The sequence below is a fragment of the Desulfobacterales bacterium genome (assembly GCA_021647905.1).
GTDB lineage: Bacteria > Desulfobacterota > Desulfobulbia > Desulfobulbales > BM004 > JAKITW01.
The window spans coordinates 22,010-42,209 of sequence record JAKITW010000001.1; the positions used below are offsets into that span (position 1 = coordinate 22,010).

The window sequence follows — 20,200 nt, forward strand, 5'->3', positions numbered from 1 at the left end:
GAAAAGGCCGGGCCAGGTCAAGGCGAAGACTTGGTCATCACCCGGTTACGCCCGTTTTCCTTGGCCAGATACAGGGCCTGATCAGCCAGGGCGATCAGGCTGTCCGGGGCGGCGTCCCGGTCAGGGACGCAGGTCGCAACCCCGACACTGATGCTGACGTAGTCGCTGACCGTTGACTTGGCATGGGGAATCTGTTGGGCCTGGACCGCGGCCCGCATTATTTCAGCGATCTTCATCGCGCCCTCATGGTTGGTTTCCGGAAGAATGGCGGAAAACTCCTCGCCGCCGTAGCGGGCCAGAAGATCGGTCTCCCGGTGCAACGATTTTTCCAGGGCGCTGGCCACTGTTTTCAGGCAGTCGTCACCTCCCTGGTGTCCGTAATGGTCGTTGTAGAGCTTGAAGAAATCAATGTCAAGCATGATCAGCGACAGGGGCGTGGCCTGGCGCATGGCCCGCTGCCATTCCTTGGTGAGCATCTCGTCAAAGCTGCGGCGGTTGGCGATTCCGGTCAGGCCGTCCAGGGCGGATAGTTTCTGCAGGGTCCGGTTGGCCTCGGCCAGTTTCCGCTGACTCTCCTGCAGGGCCCGGAAGGCCTCGTCCCGCTCCTGGAGGTTGATGTAGGACCGGGAATGATAGCGGATCCGGGCGATGAGTTCCACCTTGTCGGGCAGTTTGACCAGGTAGTCATTGGCCCCCAGGGAAAAGGCCTCACTCTTGATCTCCGGCTCCTCCTTGGTGGACAGGACGATGATCGGGACCTGGGCTGTTTCCGGTTTGACCCGGAAGAAGCGAACCATCATCAGCCCATCGATTTCAGGCATGACCAGGTCCTGCAGGATAACCGTGGGTTTGATCTCGGCCGCCATGTTCATCGCCTTGGTCGGATTCTGGCAGTAATGGAAATCGATATCCTTTTCTCCACTCAAGGCCCGGCGGACCGCTTCGGCCACCATCCGCTGGTCATCGATGAGCAGTACTGTGATCCGGTATTCATGCATGGAGGTCATGACCCCGTTCCGGCCCGGGCCGGGAGTGATTGTCCGGTTATCCATGGCGGCGTCCTTTTTCCGGCGGTAGAAGGCTGGCAAGGGCGGGACCGATTTTTCCGGCCGGCAGGACCTGTCCGGCCGCCCCGAGTTCAACGGCCGCCTTGGGCATCCCGTAGACAACGGATGAGTTCCGGTCCTGGACAATGGTGTGCCACCCCTGGTTGTACAGGTTCAGCAGTCCCTTGGCTCCGTCCCGGCCCATGCCGGTCAGCAGGACGCCGATGATATTTCCCGGCCAGTGCTGGGCAATGCTGTTGAAAAAGACATCGACCGAGGGATGATAGAAGTTTTTCACTGGTTCACGCGTATATCTGAAGGTGTTGGCCGGGGTGAGTACCAGGTGGTTGTCGGTGCAGGCGAAGTGGATCATCCCCTGTTGGGGGGAACTCCCGTGGAAGGCGGTTCGGACCGGCATCGGGGTCTGGCGGTCCAGCCACTCGATCAGGCCGGGGGTAAATTTTTCATCCATGTGCTGGATGACCACCACCGCGGCCGGGAAGTTTTCGGGCAGGACCGAAAGGATCTGCACCAGGATCTTTGGTCCGCCGGTGGAACAGCCGATGGCCACCAGCCATTCATCTTTTCGCGCCCTCCTGGTTCTGATCGTGCCCTCGGTCATCTGCTCCGGCCCGGACCAGGCCGTGCCGATCAGTTTGCTGATCCGTCTTATCTTGGCGAGCAGGTCCCTGGCGCCCCGCTCACCGCCGCTCCTGTCGTCAACCGGGGTGGCCACCACGTCAAGGGCGCCGGCGCCCATGGCCTCGAACACCTTGGCCGAATGACCGGTCACCGTGGAGGTAACCACCAGAATGGCGCAGGGCGAGGACTTCATGATCAGCCGGGTGGCCTCCACCCCGTCCATTATCGGCATGATCAGGTCCATCAGGACCAGATCCGGGGTGTCCTTTTTACAAAGATCCACGGCCTGGACCCCGTTTCCGGCAATCCAGGCAATCTGGTAATCAGGTACCTGGCGCAGGGCCTGTTTAAGGACCCGCACCGCGAGATCCAGATCATTGACTATTCCAATACGCACCGGATATTCCCTCTAAATAACAGTTGAATTGGTCGGCGTTGGCGGACCGATGAGGTCTTCGACCGCCCGGATCAGGGTCTGGTCATGGAAACTTCCCTTGGTCAGGTAGTAGTCGGCCCCTGCCTCCAGGCCCCGGTTGCGGTCCTCCTCCCGGTCCTTGTAGGAAATGATGATCACCGGAGTGGAACAGAAATGGGGATCTTCCTTGATCATGGTCACCAGCTTGATTCCGTCCATCCGGGGCATGTCCACGTCGGTTACCACCAGGTCGTACTTTCCGTTGCGCAAGGTGTTCCAGGCGTCCATCCCGTCAATGGCCACATCCACCTCGTAGCCCTTGGCCAGGAGCACCTTTCGTTCCACCTCCCGTACGGTGATGGAGTCGTCGGCAACCAGGATTCGTTTGTTTATATTTTCTTCCGGTGAGGCACCGCTGGTCTCGTCACTGGATATCTGGCGGAGCCGGTTGCCGGAGATAAGCAGATCCATGGAGCGGACCATATCCTCCACATCCATGATTAATACCGGGGTACCGTCTTCCAGGATCGCCGCGGCGCTGATGTCCTTGATTTTGCCCAGCCGGGGATTCAAGGGCTGGACCACCAGGTCGCGCACCCCCAGGAAGCGGTCCATGATCAGGCCGTACTGGTGCGGCCGGCCGTTGAATATCGCCACCCGGAAGTCCTTGTCGTCCGGGGGCCGGATGTTCGGTTTGTTGAGCAGCTGCTGCGCCGATACCAGGCCTACCCGTTTGTCGTTAAAGGTAAAGTATTGCCGTCCCTCCACGGTCTTGATCATATTTTTGGGCAGCCTGAGGACATAGTCGATGGACACCAGGGGCAGGGCGTAGGGCTCGTCGTTGATCTCGGTGAGCAGGGCCCGCATCACCGACAGGGTGAGCGGCAGCTGCAGCTCGAAACGTGAGCCCCGGTGCAGCCTGGATGTGCCCCGCACCACGCCGCGTACCTCGTTCACCACGCTGTGGACCACATCAAGACCCACTCCCCGGCCGGAGATATTGCTGACTTTTTTTCTGGTGCTGAAGTTGGGCAGAAAGAGAAACTCCATCAACTCGGACTCGGAGAGATCGGCGGCCATTGCCCTGGACACCAGGTTGCGCTTCACCACGGTCCGGCGCAATTTTTCCATATCAATGCCGCGGCCGTCATCAGCCACGACGATGTTGAGCATTCCGGCCCGGTGCCGGGCCTCAAGACGGAGCGTGCCCTCGCGCGGCTTACCGGCCCGTTCCCGTTCCTCCGGGCACTCGATGCCGTGGTCAATGGCGTTGCGGAGCAGATGGTTGAGCGGGGCCTCGATTTTTTCGAGGATATCACGGTCCACCGGGGTGTCTTCACCGACCAGTTGGAACTTGACCTCCTTGCCCAGTTCACGGGAAATGTCCCGGATCATTCGCGCAAAGCCCTTGGTGCCCTCGGAAAAGGGCTGCATCCGGCTGGCGATCAGTTCGTGATAGAGCCGGTGCGAGATCTCGCCGGCGTGGCGGGCATGGTCTTCGATGATCGTCAGGTTATCGGCCAGCATGCTTCGGCAGGCGTTGATCTTCCGGTGAAGCTCGGTGATATAGGTGGAGGCGAGCTTGCCGGAGTCGGTGGTTGAGCCGTCGGCGAGTATCCGGTCGGTCAGCCGAAGCAGTTCGTCCTGTTTCTGCTTGAGCCGGAGCAGCTCCGAGGTAAAGGAGGGCAGCCAGCGCGATTCGATCAGGACCTCGCCGGCCAGGCCCATGAGCCGGTTCATGTTCTCCGCTGAAATCCGTACGGCCCGGGTGGTGGCCTCGGCCGCTGTTTTTTTGGCGGGTCTGGCCGAGCCCACCTCCGGTTTGTCCGGTTTTGGCGCGGTCTCCTCTGGTTTGTCCGGCGCTGGCGCGGCCTTGGCCTTTTTCTCTGGTTCCTTTTTTTTTAGGGCCTGTTTCAGCGGTTTATCCGGGGCAGGCTGCATCTCGCCCTTGGCCAGGGCAATGAATGAGGCGGCCAGGGCGTCTATCTCCCCGGCATGGGCGCTGAACCAGGCGGCCGCCTCCTGATCGGAGAGTTTGGCAATGTCGGACAGGATGTCCACCCCCTTGAGGAGCAGATCGATCCCGGCGCGGTCCAGGGTGATCTCGTCGGTCTGGGCAGCGACAAAGACATCTTCCATGGTGTGGGCGACCTTGACCGCCTGGTCCAGCCCCACGATCCGGGCCGCGCCCTTGAGGGAGTGGGCGGCCCGCATCAGGGACTCCAGCCGCATTGCGGAGCCGGGCTGCTGTTCCAGGGCCACCAGGTCGTTGTTCAAGGCGTTACACTGGGTCTCCGCCTCCATCCGGAACAGGTCCAGCATTGACATTTCGCTGAGATCGGTGTCGTTGCCGCTGCTCATTTCAGGTCCTTGGTAAGCATTTTAAAGAGAGGTTCGTCCTTGAGAAAACCGACATCCTTGTCCGGCAGACAGAGAATCTTCCTGGTATAGACCGCCTTGGAACCGGACACGGTAATCGGCAGGTCCCGCAGCATCTCCGGCCGGTAACGGACATTGCCCATCACCTCGCTCACCGGAAAGGAGATGATATGGTCATTATGCCTGGCAACCACCAGCCGTTCCGGGGCCACATAGCTGGAGGGCCGTTTTTCCCTTTCCAGCCGTTCGATTCCGAGCACGCCGCCGATGGAGACGCAGATTTCAAGTTTGCCGCGGATGTTGACGATGCCGCGCAGGGTACTGGTGCTCACATGGGGCAGGGTGTGGATGATCCCCATGTCCACCACCTCCTGGATGAGGGGCGCGGAGAGGGCCAGCCACTCGTCCCCGGCCCGGAAGACAAAGGCGGTTTTGATGTCTTTACGTTCCTGTTCCTTGGTATCGGCCAGCCTGATGGTCCACTCCTCCTGGTAGCCGGGGGGCTGTGGGCGCTCGAGAAACCGGCGGCCGGCCGCCGCATAGGTAGGGCAGTTCCGGCAGTGGACAAACTGCTCCAGCAACGGACACCGTTCCGGGGTCTGTCCCCAGACGCCGATCTTCTTCCAGCAGCCGTCAATAGCCGGTTGTTGGGGCGCGCTGTTTTTAGAGACCATCCTTTAACCTCTAACCCTTGATAAACTCGTAAAAATAATTTTGCCCGTCCGGGCAAGCGAACCAACGGGACTCCGGAAAGTCGTCAGGTACGCAAAGTTTTTTCTTCAACAACAGGTGGTCCTTTTTTTGCACTCTTTGCGTCTTGGCGTGACATTTTGACTTGTTTCGAACTCCGTGTACATCCTTGTAATTTTTTTCTGTTTTATGACCCGGCGATAAAGGTTTCGGAACCAGGGGACTCTTTTTCAAGCCGTTCGATCCGTCTCCGAAAGGCCTTGGCATCGGCAAGATTGCCGGATCGTTCCGCCTGCAGGGCAAGGAGGACCAAGGCGTCCAGATGGCCGGGCTCAAGATACAATACCTTGCGGAGCATTTTGGCTGCTGCCTGATATTCACCGGCCGCGTTATGGATGACCCCCAGGAGAAAGAACGCCCGGGACGACGGCCCCCTGGTCTTGAGAAACGCCTCACAGATCATCCGCGCCTCCTTGAGATGGCCCTGGTCCGCGTGTCTGCGGGCGGCATCAAGGTCCGGAACCGCGGTTTTTGAGACACCACCAGCAGCGGCTTTTTTCGGGGGTGGCGGCGCTGCTTTTTTCGGGGGTGGCGGCCGTTGCGGCGCCGCCCTCTTCCGCCTGGGCGACTGGCCGCCGTACTCGGGCAGGGTCGCGGCGACCGGCTGTCTCGGCTGTACGGGTGCGGGTTGCGGTCCGGCCGTTGGTTTCCGAAAGGCAAATGCGTGGGCATGGGACAGGGGGATGAATCCGCTGTCTTTCAAAATGGTTGTTTCCGCATGGCCGACAAAGATAAGACCGTCGAAGACCAGCAGGTCAGCCAGGGTTTTCAAGGCCGTTTTCCGGGCCTGATTGTCAAGATAGATCAGGACGTTTTTGCAGAAGATGACGTCGAACAGGCCGAGGCTGGCCATAAAGGCGTGATTGAGCAGGTTGCCCTGGAGAAACTGGACCTTGCTCCGGGCCTCTTTTTTGAGGATGTACTTGTTGCCGACCTGTTCAAAATAGCAGTCCCGGAAGGCGAGGTTGTCGCCGCGGAAAGAGTTTCTCGTGTACTCGGCCTGCTGGGCCCGGGTCAGGGAGCGGGCGCTGATGTCCAGGGCCATGACCTGGAACTTATTGACCGGCCAGCCTGCATCGAGCAGGGCGATGACCAGTGAGAAGGGCTCCTCGCCCGAGGAACAGGGCGCGCTCAACAGCCGTAAAAAAAGTTTTTCCTTTGATCTTTTCCATGTTTTTATCTGGCGGTCCAGCAGATCAAAGGGCCGGCGGTCCCGGAAAAACCAGGTTTCCGGGATGATGACTTCCTCGATGAGTTCGTTTAATTCCAGGGCCGACGACTTGAGATGGACGAGATAGGCGGTTTCATCGGCCAGGGCCAGGGCATTGATCCGGCGCTCGATAGCCCTGTCCAGTGTCGCCTTGCCGATGGTGCTGACCTTTAACCCCATTGTTTTCTGGAGAATGGCCTCTATTTCCGGATCAGCCATGGCTGGATCGCTCTTCTTGTCCTGCTTTTACGGTGGCTATTATTGTCGGTCTCGCAACAACCCGCTCGACGGACGTGATTCGTCTTGTAACTTGTTGATTTTATTGGGTGGCATTTGAAGCCTTTCGGGTTGTTACGAGTTCATCATTATTGAAAAAGCTTGCAGATTTCCTGGCCCGGGAGCATTTTTTTCAAGTCGAACCACTGAACCATCTTGTCCCTGGCCGACTCGGTCCCGTGGTGTTGATACAGGGCCTCGTCCATCAACACCCCTGACGGGGGTATCTCGGCCCGGTCGCTTTTCACCGCTTCCGTTACCTGGCCGGCGATCAGCCCCAGGGTGCTGGTCCTGCTGCCGGTGGTCGGGTAATGGACCAGGATGATCCGGCTGCTCAACATGATCTCGCAAGGTTTTTTTATCAGTAACCGGCAGAGATCGATCACCGGGACCGGTCTGCCGTGGTAGTCCATCAGGCCGGCGACGTAGTCCGGGGCCAGCGGGATCTCCTTGACCTTGACCAGGGGGACGACCTCCACTATCTGTTCAGCGGTCAAGGCATAGCGGCCGTCGCCGATGTTAAACAGGAGGAGCAGCATCCTCGTCCTCCGGCCTAACCTTGAAACGGGCCGCTGCCTCCTGGAGCCCCATGGCGGCCTGGTGGAGTTGCGAGATGGAGAAACTGGTCTGGGTCAGCGACTCGGCGGTCTGCTGGGCCGCCTCGTTGAGTTGGTTGACCGCCTCGCTGATCTGTTTCGCGCCCAGGCTCTGGGCCTCGATTCCATCGGTCAGGGTTGCGACCTGGGGGGTCAGAACCTCGACCTGTTCGATCACGCCCCGCAGTTGTTCGCCGATTTCGCGGACCTCGTCAACGTTCCGGTGGGCGTCATCAGCGAATTTATCAATGCCCATTACCGCGGCGGAGATAGCGGATTGCACCTCCCGGACCATCTGCTCAATGTCAAAGGTCGCCACTGCGGTCTGGTCGGCCAGCCGGCGGATTTCAGTGGCAACCACTGCAAAGCCGGCCCCGTACTCGCCGGCCTTTTCCGCCTCGATGGCCGCATTCAGGGAGAGCAGGTTGGTCTGGTCGGCGATCTTGTTGATGGTCTGGATGACCCCGGCGATGTTGCCGGCCTTTTCTCCCAGGATCTGCAGCTTGTTGACGATCAGGCCGGTGGCATCTTCCATCTTGACCATGGCCTGGTCGATGTTCTCCAGGCCGGAATGGCCCTCCTTGGCGGCAAAGGCGGCGTTTCTGGTCAGGCTGTTCACCCGTTTCATGGTAAGGAGCAGGCTGTCGCCGGTGGAGGCGATTTCCGTGGTCGAGGCGGCGATCTCGCTGGCCGTTGCCGCATGTTCGTTGGCCGTGACCTCCTGCTGCTTGTTGGTGGCGGCAAGCTCGGTGATCGAACTGGTGACCTGGATCCCGGAGCGCTGGATCTGGGCAACCAGTTCGGCAAGGTAATCGGACATCTGGTTGAAGCCCTTGATCAGCAGGCCGAATTCGTCGTGCCGGGCATGGGACAGGCGCTGGGTCAGGTCGCCCTGCATGACGTTGCGCATGGCCCCGGTAATCCTGCTCAACGGGGTATCTATCCCCTTGATCAGAAGCAGGCTGGCCAGCAGTGAAACAGCAATGGCCATGATCATGATAACGATGAAGATTGTTTTGAAGGTGCTGTAGCGCTGCTGGGATTCCTCATACTGCTGTTTGACCGCGGAGAGCCGGTTTTTGATCAGGGCGCCGATGACCTGGTCGTAGGTGTCGGCCAGTGGATAAAGCTTTTCATCGGTATAGGCGTCCAGGCGGTTGACGTCCTGGTTCTTGATCAGGGCAAGAACGCGGGTGGTTACCTCCTCGGTTGCCGGAATCAGCGGCATGGCCGGGCTCAGCCACTCGATGTCGGCGGCGACTTCTCCCTGGGAGGGCGTTTCCATGAGCTTGGTCCATTTATGTTCCAGCCGGGCCTTGCTTTGTTCGATGATTTTCCGGCCCTCCTCCCAGGTGATCTGTTCGAACAGGATCTTGTCCACGGTGCTGGCAAACGAGTTCTGGAAAATATAGTCTATTTCCCGCAGTTCCTTGAGCGGCAGGACTTCATTGAGGTAGACGGCCGATAGTGAGTTGTTGGCATTTTTCATCCCGTTCAGCCCGCCGATTCCGGCACTGATCATCAGCAGTAATAGAAAGCTGACAAAGCCCACAAGACGCCACTTAACATCCAGATTCCTAGCGATTGTTGTCATCATAACCCCTTAAGCATGCCTTTTTCGTTCAACACGAATGTTTTCCGGTGGCCGGCCGGTTTTTTTGTTGACCTGCCACGGTTGTCGGTCTCGCGGCAACCGCGTGTCTGTCTGCCCATCGTCTGACGTTTTGTTGAAGGACAATGGGCGGCTGTCACATTGTAGGTTGTTGATTTCGTTCAGTGGCATTTGAAGCATTTCGGGTTGTTACGGGTTCATCATATTTGTCGGTCTCGCAACAACCCGCGAGACGGACGTGTGTCACGTTGTAAGTTGTTGGTTTCACTGGGTGGCATTTGAAGCATTTCGGGTTGTTACGGGTTCATCATATTTGACGGGGCAGCCCTTGTGAATAAGCGGAACAAGGATAGCCCGGACAGGGGAAGGGTGGAGTTCCCGCCCTGGATCGGCGCGCGGCCACCACTGGTCCGCCACGTAACTCTTTCAAGCCATAACATAACCATGAAATATACTACATGCCGAAGCGAAGTCAATTGATTTGTGTGGTACTTTTGCGGGGTTACCGGTCCCGACGATCGTTCATGCCCGCTGCTCGGTTACCGCCGGCAGGCAGTGGATCGGTGGTGCCGTTTTTCTTGGCTTTTCCCCGGGGGGCATGGTAAAAGTGTAACCGTTCACCAGGGGTTACAGATTTACGGAAACCACCGGCCGGTAAGCGTTTACCAGTGCCACGGATTCGTGCAAGCAGGCTGGCGAATCCATAGTATGCCTATGTGAGCCGGCCTGATCGTGCGAAGATGGGGTGCTGGTGAACGCTGACGTAAAAGTATGCCGTTTCAAGGTGGGGTCCCGGTCCTGAATTTTCTTGCGGTGCATTTTTCTTTTGTTTCATAATGGAGGGTTGGCTGATGCTGTTTCGGATTGTTCGTTTGTTGTGCATTATCTTTGTGTTTGCGGCGGCCGGGCCTGGCCTGGTCAAGGCCGGCTTCAGGGTCGAGCATCTCCAGACCCTGGCCACCGGGACGGTGCCGCTTGATATCGTCATCCCGGCCAATGGCAAATACATCTTTGTTCTTGCCAAGGGCGGCCGGGTGGATGTTCTAGGTCCCGACGGCCGGCTGCTGGGGAAGATCACCGTGGCGGCCGGTGTGGATGGAATCGAGGCCTCGCCGGACGGCACTATCCTGTTCCTGCGGGATCGCCGGGCAAAGAATATCCAGGTGATGGCGGTGGGCTATGTGGCTGAGATCGATACTGCCAACGCCCCTTTTCTCGGTAGGCCCGGAGCCCCGGTGACGGTGACGGTTTTCAGCGATTTTCAATGTCCTTTCTGTGCCCGGCTGGCGCCGATCCTCAAGCAGGTGCAGGAACGTTATCCCGACCAGGTGAAGGTGGTGTTCAAGAATTTCCCCCTGACAAAGCACGAGTACGCTTTCAGTGCCGCGGCGTCGGCCATGGCGGCCCATAATCAGGGCAGGTTCTGGGAATTTCATGACGCCCTTTTTATTGAACCGGATGGCCTGGATGCTGAGAAGATCCTGGCCATTGCCCGGGATCTTCATCTGGACATGGACCGGTTCCTCCGGGACCGGGCGAGTGATTCCATCCGCCGGCAGGTTCAACAGGACAAGGAAGAGGGTGAAAGGGACGGAGTGGGCGCCACTCCCAGCGTGTTCGTCAACGGTCAGCGGGTCCGGAGACTTACGCTCAAGGGGCTGGAACAGGCGGTTTCCCGGGAACTCGCGCGAATCGATAAGCAGGACTAGCTGTTGCCGAACCTCGGCTCCGGATTTTATTGCAGGAGATAATACTGATGAAGAGTTATCGCAGGGAGTTGTGGTTTGAGGTGCCCTTGAGGCGGGCCTTTATCAATATCACCGCCGAGGTCGAGGAGTGTCTGCGGCAGTCCGGGATACGGGAGGGACTGGTCCTGGTCAATGCCATGCATATCACCGCCTCGGTGTTCATCAATGACGACGAGTCCGGCCTGCACCATGACTACGAGGTCTGGCTGGAGAAGCTCGCCCCCCATGAGCCGGTGTCCCAATACCGGCATAACAGCTATGAAGATAATGCCGACGCCCACCTGAAGAGACAGGTCATGGGACGGGAGGTGGTGGTGGCGGTTACCGATGGCCGGCTCGATTTCGGTACCTGGGAGCGGATCTTCTACGGTGAGTTCGACGGTCGGAGAAGGAAGAGGGTGCTGGTAAAGATCATCGGCGAATAGAGAGAGGTTCCAGGTTCACCAGCCAGGTTCCAGGTTCACGGTTCAAGGGTTCAACGGTTTTGATTACTACCAAGTGCATGAAAAGGGTTTTACATTTGTTTCTTTTAACCTTGAACCTCTGAACCGTGAACCTGGAACCCCTGGCCCCCGTTAGTGGGCCAAGAGTCCTTTATTCCGGCAGCGCGTTGCGCACCCCGGGCCAGTATTTCAAAAAATCATCCTGGTTTTTGAAAGTCACCGTCAGGGTCAGGGTATCCTTTTCAAAATAGGGGCTGTGGCCCAGGGCCGTTCCCCTGGGCAGGCCGAGGCTGCCGACCAGCCGGCGGAATTCTTTTTCCGCCTCGCTGTAGCGGGGCAGCCGTTGAGCCTGCAGCCAGGCCATCAGATTGCCCCCTTTCTGGGGGGCGTTGGCCCCGGGGTGTTCGAGGATCTGCTTCGGCCCCGGGCCGGTCAGGATCTCGGCAATTGTTGTCCGTAGACGGCCGGCCAGTTCCCGGCAGGAGGCCACCAGTTTTCGCTGGTTGCCCGTGCTCAGTTTGAGATCCCTGATGATCTCGAACAGAACCATCCGGTCGCGAAAGGAAAGTTCGAGCAGGTCCCGGGCCGCGGCCTCGTCAAGCAGTCCCCGGTCCAGGCTTGAAAGGAGCGGCTCTTCCAGGTCGAGCAGGGCGAGAAGTCGATGGATGCGGAATGGTTGCCGGGCAAGACCGAGCAACGGCAGAAAGATCCGGACGATATCGGCCTCGGCAAATACGGTTCCGGCCTTGGCCAGGAAGACTGCCTGCTCTACCGGGGAAAGGTCTCTGAAGGTGGTTGCATCTTCAAGCCGGATGGTGAACAGTTCCTCCGCCGGAAGGTCTCCGGGCAAAATCAGGCAGTTGCAGGCCTGGAGTTTTAATATCTCGCGGGCCGCCAGAAGCCGTTTACGGCCTGATACGATCTGGATTGCTGCTGCTTTTTTCCGGACAATGGGCGGATGCAGGATTCTCCCTACCCGGCTTATGGCGGCGGCCAGGGGCTCGGGAACTAATTCATCCTCAACCGGAGAAAGGCTGAACGTGGTGTCTTGCCAGTCGATCCGGCTGAAGGGGATGCGCTCAACAGCAAAGTGTTCGTGCATGGGCTTGCCTGGCGTAACCCGGTGGCTGCAAAAGAAAAGAGGGAGATACCCCGGGCACGGGTCTTCTCCCTCTTGACAGCGGTTGTGTTGTTTTTAAAAATGGTTGGTTACTGCTTGTTGATCAATGACCGCAGGATTCCCGAAGGCTTGAAGGTGACCACTCTTCTCGGCGGCAGAATCAACTCCTCCCCGGTCTGGGGGTTCCTGCCCCGGCGCGCCTTTTTGTCCTTGACGTTGAATTTACCGAAGCCGCTGATCAGCAGATCATTGTCATGGGCCAGGCAGTCCTTCATGATTCGCAGGAGGGCCTCGACAGCTTCCGTGGCTTGCGCCTTGGTCATATTATCGTGGGTCTTGTAAATCTGCTGGACCAGATCCGCCTTTGTCAGTGTCATCGCCTCGCTCCTCCATTATCAAGAAACAAAAAATCAGTTTTTGACAGCTAAAGTCCAACTAATCAGGATTATTACTTTTTGTCAAGATACTTCCTCAGGAAAGAAATTTGAAGGCGTTTTTCCCGGCATAGCGGGCCGCAGCGCCCAGTTCTTCTTCAATGCGCAGGAGCTGGTTGTATTTGGCCACCCGGTCGGTCCGGGACGGAGCCCCGGTTTTGATCTGGCCGGTGTTCAGGGCCACGGCCAGGTCGGCGATGGTGGTGTCCTCGGTCTCGCCGGAGCGGTGGGAAATAATCGCGCTGTAACCGGCCCGCTGGGCCATCTCCACCGCATCGATGGTCTCGCTGACCGAGCCGATCTGATTGAGCTTGATCAGGATCGAGTTGGCCACCCTGGTGGCGATTCCCTTGGCCAGGATGGCGGTATTGGTGACAAAGATGTCATCGCCGACCAACTGGATTTTGTCGCCCAGCCGCTGGGTCAGTTCTTGCCAGCCGGCCCAGTCGCTCTCGTCCAGCCCGTCTTCAATGGATATCAACGGATACTTATCCACCCATTCCTGGTAAAAGGCGATCAACTCAGCTGTTTCTTTCTTTGGTTTTTTCTCCGCCGCGAGCAGGTAACATTTTCCCTTGGGGTCGTATAGTTCGTTGGCCGCGACGTCCACTGCGATAAATATATCCCGGCCAGGTTTGTATCCGGCCCGGACAATGCCCTCCAGCAGGAACTCCATGGCCTCTTCGTTGGAACGGAGATTGGGGGCAAAGCCCCCTTCGTCGCCCACTGCGGTCTGATGACCTGCTTTTTTCAGCACCCCCTTGAGAGCGTGGAAGGTCTCCACCCCCATCCGCAGGGCCGTGGCAAAGCTGTCGGCGCCAACGGGCACGATCATGAACTCCTGGATATCGACGTTGTTGTCCGCATGGGCGCCGCCGTTCAGGACGTTCAGCATCGGTACTGGCAAGACCTTGGCGTTGACCCCGCCCAGATAGGAAAAAAGCGGCAGATCGAGTTCCATGGCCGATGCCTTGGCCACGGCCATGGACACCCCGAGGATGGCGTTGGCGCCCAGTTTTTTTTTATTGGCCGTATTGTCCATCCTGAGCATGGCCTGGTCGATCAGGACCTGCCGGGTGGACTCCAGGCCGATGATGTTCGGGCCGATGATCTCATTGACATTGGCGACCGCCTTGAGGACCCCCTTGCCGCCAAACCGTTTTCCGGCCTTGTCCCGCAGTTCCAGGGCCTCCAGTTTGCCGGTGGAGGCGCCGGAGGGAACCAGGGCCCGGCCGGTGGCCCCGGACTCCAGGTGCACGTCCACCTCCACGGTGGGGTTGCCGCGCGAGTCGATAACTTCTCTGCCGATAACACCTGTTATTTCACCCATTATTTTTTTTGCGCTCCTTGACCTTGAACAAAAAAATTATTTCTGAATAGACAGACAGTTTACTATACGGCCTCGCCCATTTTGAAGATGGGCAGATACATGGCCACGACCATGCCGCCGATCATGCCGCCGAGAAAGACCATCATGAACGGTTCGATCATCGCGGTCAGGTTTTCAACGGCCTGGTCCACTTCCTCATCATAAAACGCGGCGATTTTTTCCAACATCGTATCCAGGGCGCCCACTGCCTCGCCCACGTTGATCATCTGGACGACCATGCCCGGGAAAATCCCGGTTTCTTCAAGGGGCTCGGCAATCGGCCGCCCTTCGCTGATCGCATCGGCCACCCGGAACACAGCGGTTTCAATGACCCGGTTGCCCGCGGTTTTGGCCACCACGTTCAGCCCCTCGAGGATCGGCACCCCGCTCTGCAGCATGGTGCTCAGGGTCCGGGTGAACTTGGCCACCGCCACCTTCATCAGCAACTCGCCGAAAACCGGCAGTTTGAGCATCAGGGCGTCGATCTGCCGTTCGCCTTTATCGGTCTTATAATATTTTTTAAAGGCAAATACGATTACCACCACCCCGGCGAGCATGATGAGAAAATTGCTGGTCACGAAATTGCTTATATTGACCACCACCTGGGTGGGGCCGGGCAGGGCCGAGCCAAAGTCCTTGAACATTTTCTCGAATACCGGCACCACAAAGATCAGGATGACACCGAGGATTACGACCGAGATGCAGAGACAGATTAGCGGATAGGTCAGGGCGCCCTTGACCTTTTTTTTCAGGATCATGCTTTTTTCCATGAACATTGCCAGGCGGGAGAGGATGGTGTCGAGGATTCCGCCGATCTCGCCCGCATCCACCATGTTGCAGTAGAGATTGTCAAACACATCCTGGTGTTTTTTCAGGGAGTCGGCAAAGGTGGTGCCGCTTTCCACGTCCGCCCTGACCTGGCGGAGGATATTTTTGAAGGTCGGATTATCCTGCTGGTCGCCGAGTATTTCCAGGGACTGGACCAGGGGCAGGCCGGCGTCGATCATGGTGGACAACTGCCGGGTGAAGATCACCACGTCCTTGCCGGTGACCTTGGGCTGGAATATGGCAATGCCTTCCAACAGGTCCTTGGGCTTCTGCTTTATCGAACTGGGCGTAATGCGGATTTTTTTCAGGTAGGAGCGGACCGCGGCCTCGCTGGTCGCCTCGCGGGTGCCTTTTCGTTTCTCGCCGTAGGAATTCACTCCCTTCCAGATATAGACAGGCATAGATAATACTCCCTTGTTGCTTGAGTGTAGGAATCCGCCTTGGTAATGGTAAAAAAATCTGTGTTATTCTATAGTAAGATGGTTGATAAAACAAGAGTGCTGTTACCCGGGGCCGGATTATTTTCTGGTTTGTTTCATTGACATCTTGCTTTTTTTCCTTTAGTATCGTCGCTCTTTTGAAGTAAACGATCCGGAGGAGCCGGATCACGGTCCGTATCAAGATATTCCGCAACCCCTGTTCTTAAGATGTGGTCCGGGTCTGCGGAGCATGAATATAGAAAGAATTGTCCAGCCAAGGAGGTTGTTGTCATGGCAAAACAGTCTGCAGCCCAGTCGGTCAGCACCGATCAGTTTGCAAGCGGTATGTTCCAGCCCGTTGTCGAGAAATGCGAGGGGTGTGAAAGGGTGGTCGAGGTCGATGCGGTCAAGTACTGCCGCACCTATGTCAGCCCCACGTCAAAATGGCGTTTGGGTATCTGTAACTTTGCCACCCATGAGAAGCCGGAGATCGTCACCGCCAAGATCCGGGTCAACCCGTTGAAGGCGGCAAAGCGGGCCTCCAAGAAAATGAGTTGATCCATATAACGATTTTGTTGTTGGCAAGACCCCCGGTGACCTGTCCGGGGGTCTTTTTTTTGGGGCTGTTTCCCGGGCAGACCTGAGCGGTCACGGGTGGTGCGGATTTGCCTGCAGTCAGGCAAGGCGCCGGGGGCCGAAGATGGCGGTGCCGATCCGGACAAGGGTTGCCCCCTCTTCGATCGCCACCTCGAAATCATTGGACATGCCCATGGATAACTGCACCGGCCCGGCCCGGCCCAGCAGCCCCTCTTGCCGCAGCGCCTCGGCCAATTGCCGGAGTTGCCGGAAATAAGGCCTGCTGGTTTCCGGGTCGTCGGCATGGGGCGGAATGGCCATCAGACCGGTGACAATAAGGTTGCGGGCCCGGGATATCTCGCGGAGCAGGGCGCCGCACCCCTCCGGCAAGACCCCTGATTTCCGGGATTCCCGGCCGATATTCACCTGGACCAGGACCCGGAGCTTCCGGTTGCGGGTCTGGAGTCGCTGGTCCAGGGCCCGGACCAGCTTGATCCGGTCCACGGTTTCGATTACCTGGAAGTGCTCTGCCGCGATACCGGCCTTGTTGCTCTGCAGGTGGCCGATGAAATGCCAGTTGACCTTACGGCGGAGCGCTTCCGGCAGTCGGGTAATCTTGTCCCGGGCCTCCTGGGGGTAATTTTCGCCAAAAAGAAATTGCCCGCAGCACACCGCCTCCTGGATTCGTTCCAGCGGTACCCGTTTTGACACTGCCACCAGGCCGATCCCGTCCGGGTGGCGGCCCACCCGGACGGCTGCCGCCGCCACCCGTTTTCGGATCGATTCGAGATTTTTTCCTATGTCAACCATGATGCATTCGCAACAACGAAAAAGTTAACCGCAGAGGATGCGGAGCACGCAAGAAAGTGATATTATTTTAAATAATTACCTCTGTGCCCTCTGCGCCCTCTGCGGTAAAACCGGACTATTTGCGATTCCGGCAATCATCGGGGCGTCCGGGCTGGCAACCGGAAGAGCTTTTCCGCGTTTTCCGTGGTCTGCCGGGCCACCTCCTCCAGTGAGAGGTTGCGAAGACGGGCGATCTTGTCCGCGGTATAGAGAATGTAGGCCGGCATATTCCTTTTGCCGCGCCACGGTTCCGGGGCGAGAAATGGGCCGTCCGTTTCCAGCAGTAATGTTGATAGAGGAACCCGGGCGGCCACCTCGTGGAGTTCTTCGGCCTTGTTAAAGGTCACCACCCCGGGGATGGAGATATGGAAGCCTAACTCCATGACCTGTTCGGCCAGATGGATGTTGCCGGAGAAACAGTGCATCACTCCGCCGGCTGGAAACGGAGCCGCGGCCGTCAACGCGGCCATGGTTTCATCGTGGGCCCCCCGATCGTGGATGATCAGCGGCAGGTTCAGTTCCCTGCCCAGTTCGATCTGGCGCTGGAAATGTTCCCGCTGCTGTTCCTTGGGGGCATAGCACTTGACATAGTCGAGGCCGATTTCGCCGTAGGCCACCACCTTGGGATAGGCGGCCAGGGAACGAAGGCTTTCATAGTCCGCGCCGGAGATATCGGCCACGTTGTGGGGATGCACCCCCACCGTGGCAAAGACGTCACCATGCCGGTCGGCCAGCTCAAGGGCCTGACGGGATGTTTCCAGGTCAATGCCGATGGTGATCACCCGGGTGACCCCGGCCTTGGCTGACGCCTGGAGTACTTCCTCCCGGTCCGGCTGATAGGCGGCCATCTCCAGGTGGCAGTGGGTGTCCACCACCGTGACCCCGGCGGGAAGCAGGGGGAGGGGAGAACGTTTTTTCTTCTTCATTTGTTTCTTTTAACCGTGAACCGTGAACCTCTCTTGTGTCGGACAGGGTAAATTGTTTGACAAGTTCTCAGCGGACCGACTATTCTTACCATCATTTCTGAAAAGGTAAAGAGGGCTTATGTGATGTCACCGGTCTTGGAGGCCATATACGGGCGTCGGAGTATCCGTGAGTTCAGCGGGCAGCAGGTGGACCGGGAACAGCTTCTGGAGGTCATCCGGGCCGGATCCTGGGCCCCGTCCGGATTGAACAACCAGCCCTGGCGTTTTGTCCTGGTCCGCGATGACAGGATCCGTGAACAGCTGGCGGAACAGACCCGTTACGGTCATATCGTCCGGGCCGCCCGCGCCTTGATCGTCGTCTATCTGGATGAGAACATGATGTATGACCCGGTCAAGGACCACCAGGCCGCCGGGGCCTGTATCGAGAATATGCTGCTTGCCGTTGAGGCATTGGGTCTGGGCGCGGTCTGGCTGGGCCAGATTCTGAAAAACAAGCAGCAGGTCAACCGGATTCTGGACCTGGGTCCCGAGTATGATCTGATGGCGGTCCTGGCCATTGGTCATCCCCTGCACCGGAATCAGAGTTCCAAACGTAAGCCGGTGAGTGAACTGGTACTCAAGGAGTATTGACGGGTTCGTAACAATCCCAAACGCTTCAAATGACACCCAACTAAGCCAACAACTTACAAGGTGACACACGTCCGTTGTCTTCTAACAATACATCAGACGATTGACACGCGGGTTGTTGCGAGACCGACAATATTGACGGGCCCGTTGGTTTCAACTGTGAGAAGAGGAGAGCAATAATGAGAGTATTACCGAAAAGCGGAAAGACCGGCGGCCGGATCTGGTTGTTGATTCTCGGCATGGCCCTGTTTCTGGCCGGTTGTGCCGAAATGAACTTCAGCGGCCAGGGTGACGAGACCCTTGCCCCGCCGGCCCCGGCGCCGGCCCCCTATGCGGCTGTTGATTTCCAGGATATCCAGGTGCCTGCCGAACTGACCTGGGACCGGGAAAACAGCATGTCGATCAAGACCGAATCCTTTGCCGGCGGCACCTTGAAATTCGACGGCCGGGTGGAGGTCAACTCGCTGGTCGACTTCTTTGTCAACTCCATGGCCAATAACCAGTGGAAACTGGTGGGTTCGGTGAAGTACGAAAATATCCTGCTGGCCTTTACCAAGCCGTACAAGACCTGTACCATCAGTATTTTTGAAAACAAGTACAGCGGTAAGACCAGTGTCTACATCTATGTTACCGATGATATTGCCGCCCGGACCGGGATGAACCCGGGTGGTGGCAGCACCTTCCGTTAACCAGCAGGTCCGTTGTGACTGATATCCTTTCCGGAAAACGTATCCTGCTGGGTGTCACCGGCAGCATTGCCGCATACAAGACCGTGGACTGGCTCCGCGAACTGCGCCGGGCCGGGGCCGAGGTGACGGTGGTGATGACCGGGTCCGCTACCCGGTTCGTGGCCCCGCTCACCTTTGCCGCCCTGTCCGGGAATCCGGTCCATACCGATATGTTTGCCCGCCGGGCCGCGGAGACGATTCCCCATATTTCCCTGGCCCGGGACCATGACCTGATTCTGATCGCCCCGGCCACGGCCCGGACCGTGGCCCGGCTGGCCCACGGCCTGGCCGAAGATCTGCTTGCCACCGTGGCCCTGGCGGCCCGGGTACCGCTCCTGGTCTGTCCGGCCATGAACTGCCGGATGTATACCCACCCGGCCACCCAGGCCAACCTGGAGCGACTGCGGGGATACGGTTACACGGTGCTCGATCCTGGTGCCGGTGCCATGGCCTGCGGCGACGAGGGGCCCGGCCGGCTGCCGGAGTGGGATCTTGTGCAGGAGGCGATCCGGGCCGCTTTTTCTCCCCAGGATCTGGCCGGGCATACCGTCCTGGTCACTGCCGGCCCGACCCGGGAACACCTTGATCCGGTCCGTTTCCTCTCCAACCGTTCCACCGGCAAGATGGGATATGCCCTGGCCCGGACCGCCCGTTACCGCGGCGCCGGGGTCATCCTGGTCAGCGGGCCCACCGGATTGCCCCCTCCTCCGGGGATAGAGATGATCCGGGTGGATACCGCGCTGGAGATGCGGGATGCGGTGCTGGCCGCTGTTGACCGGGCCGCGGTGGTGGTGAAGAGCGCCGCGGTTTCGGATTTCCGGCCCGCGCACATGGCTGCGCATAAGATTAAAAAAGATGACGCCGGCAACACCCTGGAACTGGTGCGGAACCCTGATATCCTGGCGGAACTGGGGGAGAGGCGCGGGGATAAAAAAATGCCGCTGCTGGTGGGGTTTGCCGCTGAGAGCCGTGATCTGCTCGCTGAGGGGCGCCGTAAACTCAAGGCCAAGAAGCTCGATCTGATTGTTGTGAACGACATCACCGACCCTGACGCCGGGTTCGGCACTGAGACCAACCGGGTGCTGCTCATCGACCGGACCGGGGGAGAAGAAGAGTCGCCGCTGCTTTCCAAGGGAGAGATCGCCTCCCGGATCTGGGACCGGGTTGTCGATCTCCTCTCCTGAATTTCAACCAAGACAAGACTCCA

The 20,200-nt window shown here is 58.4% G+C and carries 19 protein-coding genes; 6 read left to right on the forward strand and 13 right to left on the reverse strand.

Annotated elements, in window-relative coordinates; genetic code table 11:
* Positions 1-17 precede the first annotated feature (17 nt).
* From L3J03_00105 to L3J03_00135, 7 genes are all read right to left on the reverse strand, one after another.
* The gene (locus L3J03_00105; protein MCF6289396.1) at positions 18-1,007 is read right to left on the reverse strand and encodes a diguanylate cyclase; all 990 of its coding nucleotides are present in this window, start codon (positions 1,005-1,007) and stop codon (positions 18-20) included.
* A gap of 37 nt (positions 1,008-1,044) precedes the next feature.
* Positions 1,045-2,085, reverse strand: coding sequence for a chemotaxis response regulator protein-glutamate methylesterase (locus L3J03_00110; GenBank protein ID MCF6289397.1), 1,041 nt, complete (start codon positions 2,083-2,085; stop codon positions 1,045-1,047).
* A gap of 12 nt (positions 2,086-2,097) precedes the next feature.
* Complete coding sequence (locus L3J03_00115; GenBank protein MCF6289398.1) at positions 2,098-4,464, reverse strand: hybrid sensor histidine kinase/response regulator; 2,367 nt, start codon at positions 4,462-4,464, stop codon at positions 2,098-2,100.
* Entirely contained in the window at positions 4,461-5,156 is a 696-nt protein-coding gene (locus L3J03_00120; protein MCF6289399.1) for a chemotaxis protein CheW, read from the reverse strand. Before L3J03_00120 ends, L3J03_00115 begins: the two co-directional genes overlap by 4 nt.
* 203 nt (positions 5,157-5,359) lie before the next feature.
* On the reverse strand, positions 5,360-6,661 hold the full coding sequence (locus L3J03_00125) for a hypothetical protein (protein MCF6289400.1): 1,302 nt from the start codon (positions 6,659-6,661) through the stop codon (positions 5,360-5,362).
* Between the two features lie 146 nt (positions 6,662-6,807).
* Positions 6,808-7,257 (reverse strand): chemotaxis protein CheW, encoded by a 450-nt coding sequence (locus L3J03_00130; protein ID MCF6289401.1) that lies wholly within the window; start codon positions 7,255-7,257, stop codon positions 6,808-6,810.
* The gene (locus L3J03_00135) at positions 7,238-8,911 is read right to left on the reverse strand and encodes a methyl-accepting chemotaxis protein (protein ID MCF6289402.1); all 1,674 of its coding nucleotides are present in this window, start codon (positions 8,909-8,911) and stop codon (positions 7,238-7,240) included. Before L3J03_00135 ends, L3J03_00130 begins: the two co-directional genes overlap by 20 nt.
* 866 nt (positions 8,912-9,777) lie before the next feature.
* On the opposite strand from L3J03_00135, the gene L3J03_00140 reads away from it, so the two are divergent.
* Positions 9,778-10,635 carry a thioredoxin domain-containing protein gene (locus L3J03_00140; GenBank protein MCF6289403.1) on the forward strand — a complete coding sequence of 286 codons (858 nt, stop codon included), beginning with the start codon at positions 9,778-9,780 and terminating at the stop codon, positions 10,633-10,635.
* A 47-nt stretch (positions 10,636-10,682) separates the two neighbouring features.
* The gene (locus tag L3J03_00145; protein MCF6289404.1) at positions 10,683-11,099 is read left to right on the forward strand and encodes a secondary thiamine-phosphate synthase enzyme YjbQ; all 417 of its coding nucleotides are present in this window, start codon (positions 10,683-10,685) and stop codon (positions 11,097-11,099) included.
* Between the two features lie 169 nt (positions 11,100-11,268).
* On the opposite strand, the gene L3J03_00150 is transcribed toward L3J03_00145, so the two are convergent.
* From L3J03_00150 to L3J03_00165, 4 genes are all read right to left on the reverse strand, one after another.
* A complete protein-coding gene (locus tag L3J03_00150; GenBank protein ID MCF6289405.1) occupies positions 11,269-12,219 on the reverse strand; it encodes a hypothetical protein in 951 nt (316 codons plus the stop codon).
* 107 nt (positions 12,220-12,326) lie between these two features.
* Positions 12,327-12,614, reverse strand: a complete 288-nt coding sequence (locus L3J03_00155; protein ID MCF6289406.1) for an integration host factor subunit alpha — start codon at positions 12,612-12,614, stop codon at positions 12,327-12,329.
* A gap of 94 nt (positions 12,615-12,708) precedes the next feature.
* Positions 12,709-14,001 carry a phosphopyruvate hydratase gene (gene eno, locus L3J03_00160; GenBank protein MCF6289407.1) on the reverse strand — a complete coding sequence of 431 codons (1,293 nt, stop codon included), beginning with the start codon at positions 13,999-14,001 and terminating at the stop codon, positions 12,709-12,711.
* A gap of 62 nt (positions 14,002-14,063) precedes the next feature.
* Positions 14,064-15,269, reverse strand: coding sequence for a type II secretion system F family protein (locus tag L3J03_00165; GenBank protein ID MCF6289408.1), 1,206 nt, complete (start codon positions 15,267-15,269; stop codon positions 14,064-14,066).
* A 309-nt stretch (positions 15,270-15,578) separates the two neighbouring features.
* Between L3J03_00165 and L3J03_00170 the strand changes: the two genes are divergently transcribed.
* A complete protein-coding gene (locus L3J03_00170) occupies positions 15,579-15,845 on the forward strand; it encodes a PxxKW family cysteine-rich protein (GenBank protein ID MCF6289409.1) in 267 nt (88 codons plus the stop codon).
* Between the two features lie 117 nt (positions 15,846-15,962).
* Here the strand turns inward: L3J03_00170 and L3J03_00175 are convergent, their stop codons facing one another.
* Positions 15,963-16,673: a YggS family pyridoxal phosphate-dependent enzyme gene (locus L3J03_00175; GenBank protein ID MCF6289410.1), complete on the reverse strand. Its 711-nt coding sequence runs from the start codon at positions 16,671-16,673 to the stop codon at positions 15,963-15,965.
* A gap of 134 nt (positions 16,674-16,807) precedes the next feature.
* A complete protein-coding gene (locus L3J03_00180) occupies positions 16,808-17,638 on the reverse strand; it encodes a TatD family hydrolase (protein ID MCF6289411.1) in 831 nt (276 codons plus the stop codon).
* Between the two features lie 123 nt (positions 17,639-17,761).
* Between L3J03_00180 and L3J03_00185 the strand changes: the two genes are divergently transcribed.
* The 3 genes from L3J03_00185 to coaBC all read left to right on the forward strand — a co-directional run bounded on the left by L3J03_00185 (position 17,762) and on the right by coaBC (position 20,177).
* Positions 17,762-18,268, forward strand: a complete 507-nt coding sequence (locus L3J03_00185) for a nitroreductase (protein MCF6289412.1) — start codon at positions 17,762-17,764, stop codon at positions 18,266-18,268.
* A 176-nt stretch (positions 18,269-18,444) separates the two neighbouring features.
* Positions 18,445-18,954 carry a hypothetical protein gene (locus tag L3J03_00190; protein ID MCF6289413.1) on the forward strand — a complete coding sequence of 170 codons (510 nt, stop codon included), beginning with the start codon at positions 18,445-18,447 and terminating at the stop codon, positions 18,952-18,954.
* A gap of 14 nt (positions 18,955-18,968) precedes the next feature.
* Complete coding sequence (gene coaBC, locus L3J03_00195) at positions 18,969-20,177, forward strand: bifunctional phosphopantothenoylcysteine decarboxylase/phosphopantothenate--cysteine ligase CoaBC (protein ID MCF6289414.1); 1,209 nt, start codon at positions 18,969-18,971, stop codon at positions 20,175-20,177.
* The last annotated feature ends 23 nt before the right edge of the window (positions 20,178-20,200 follow it).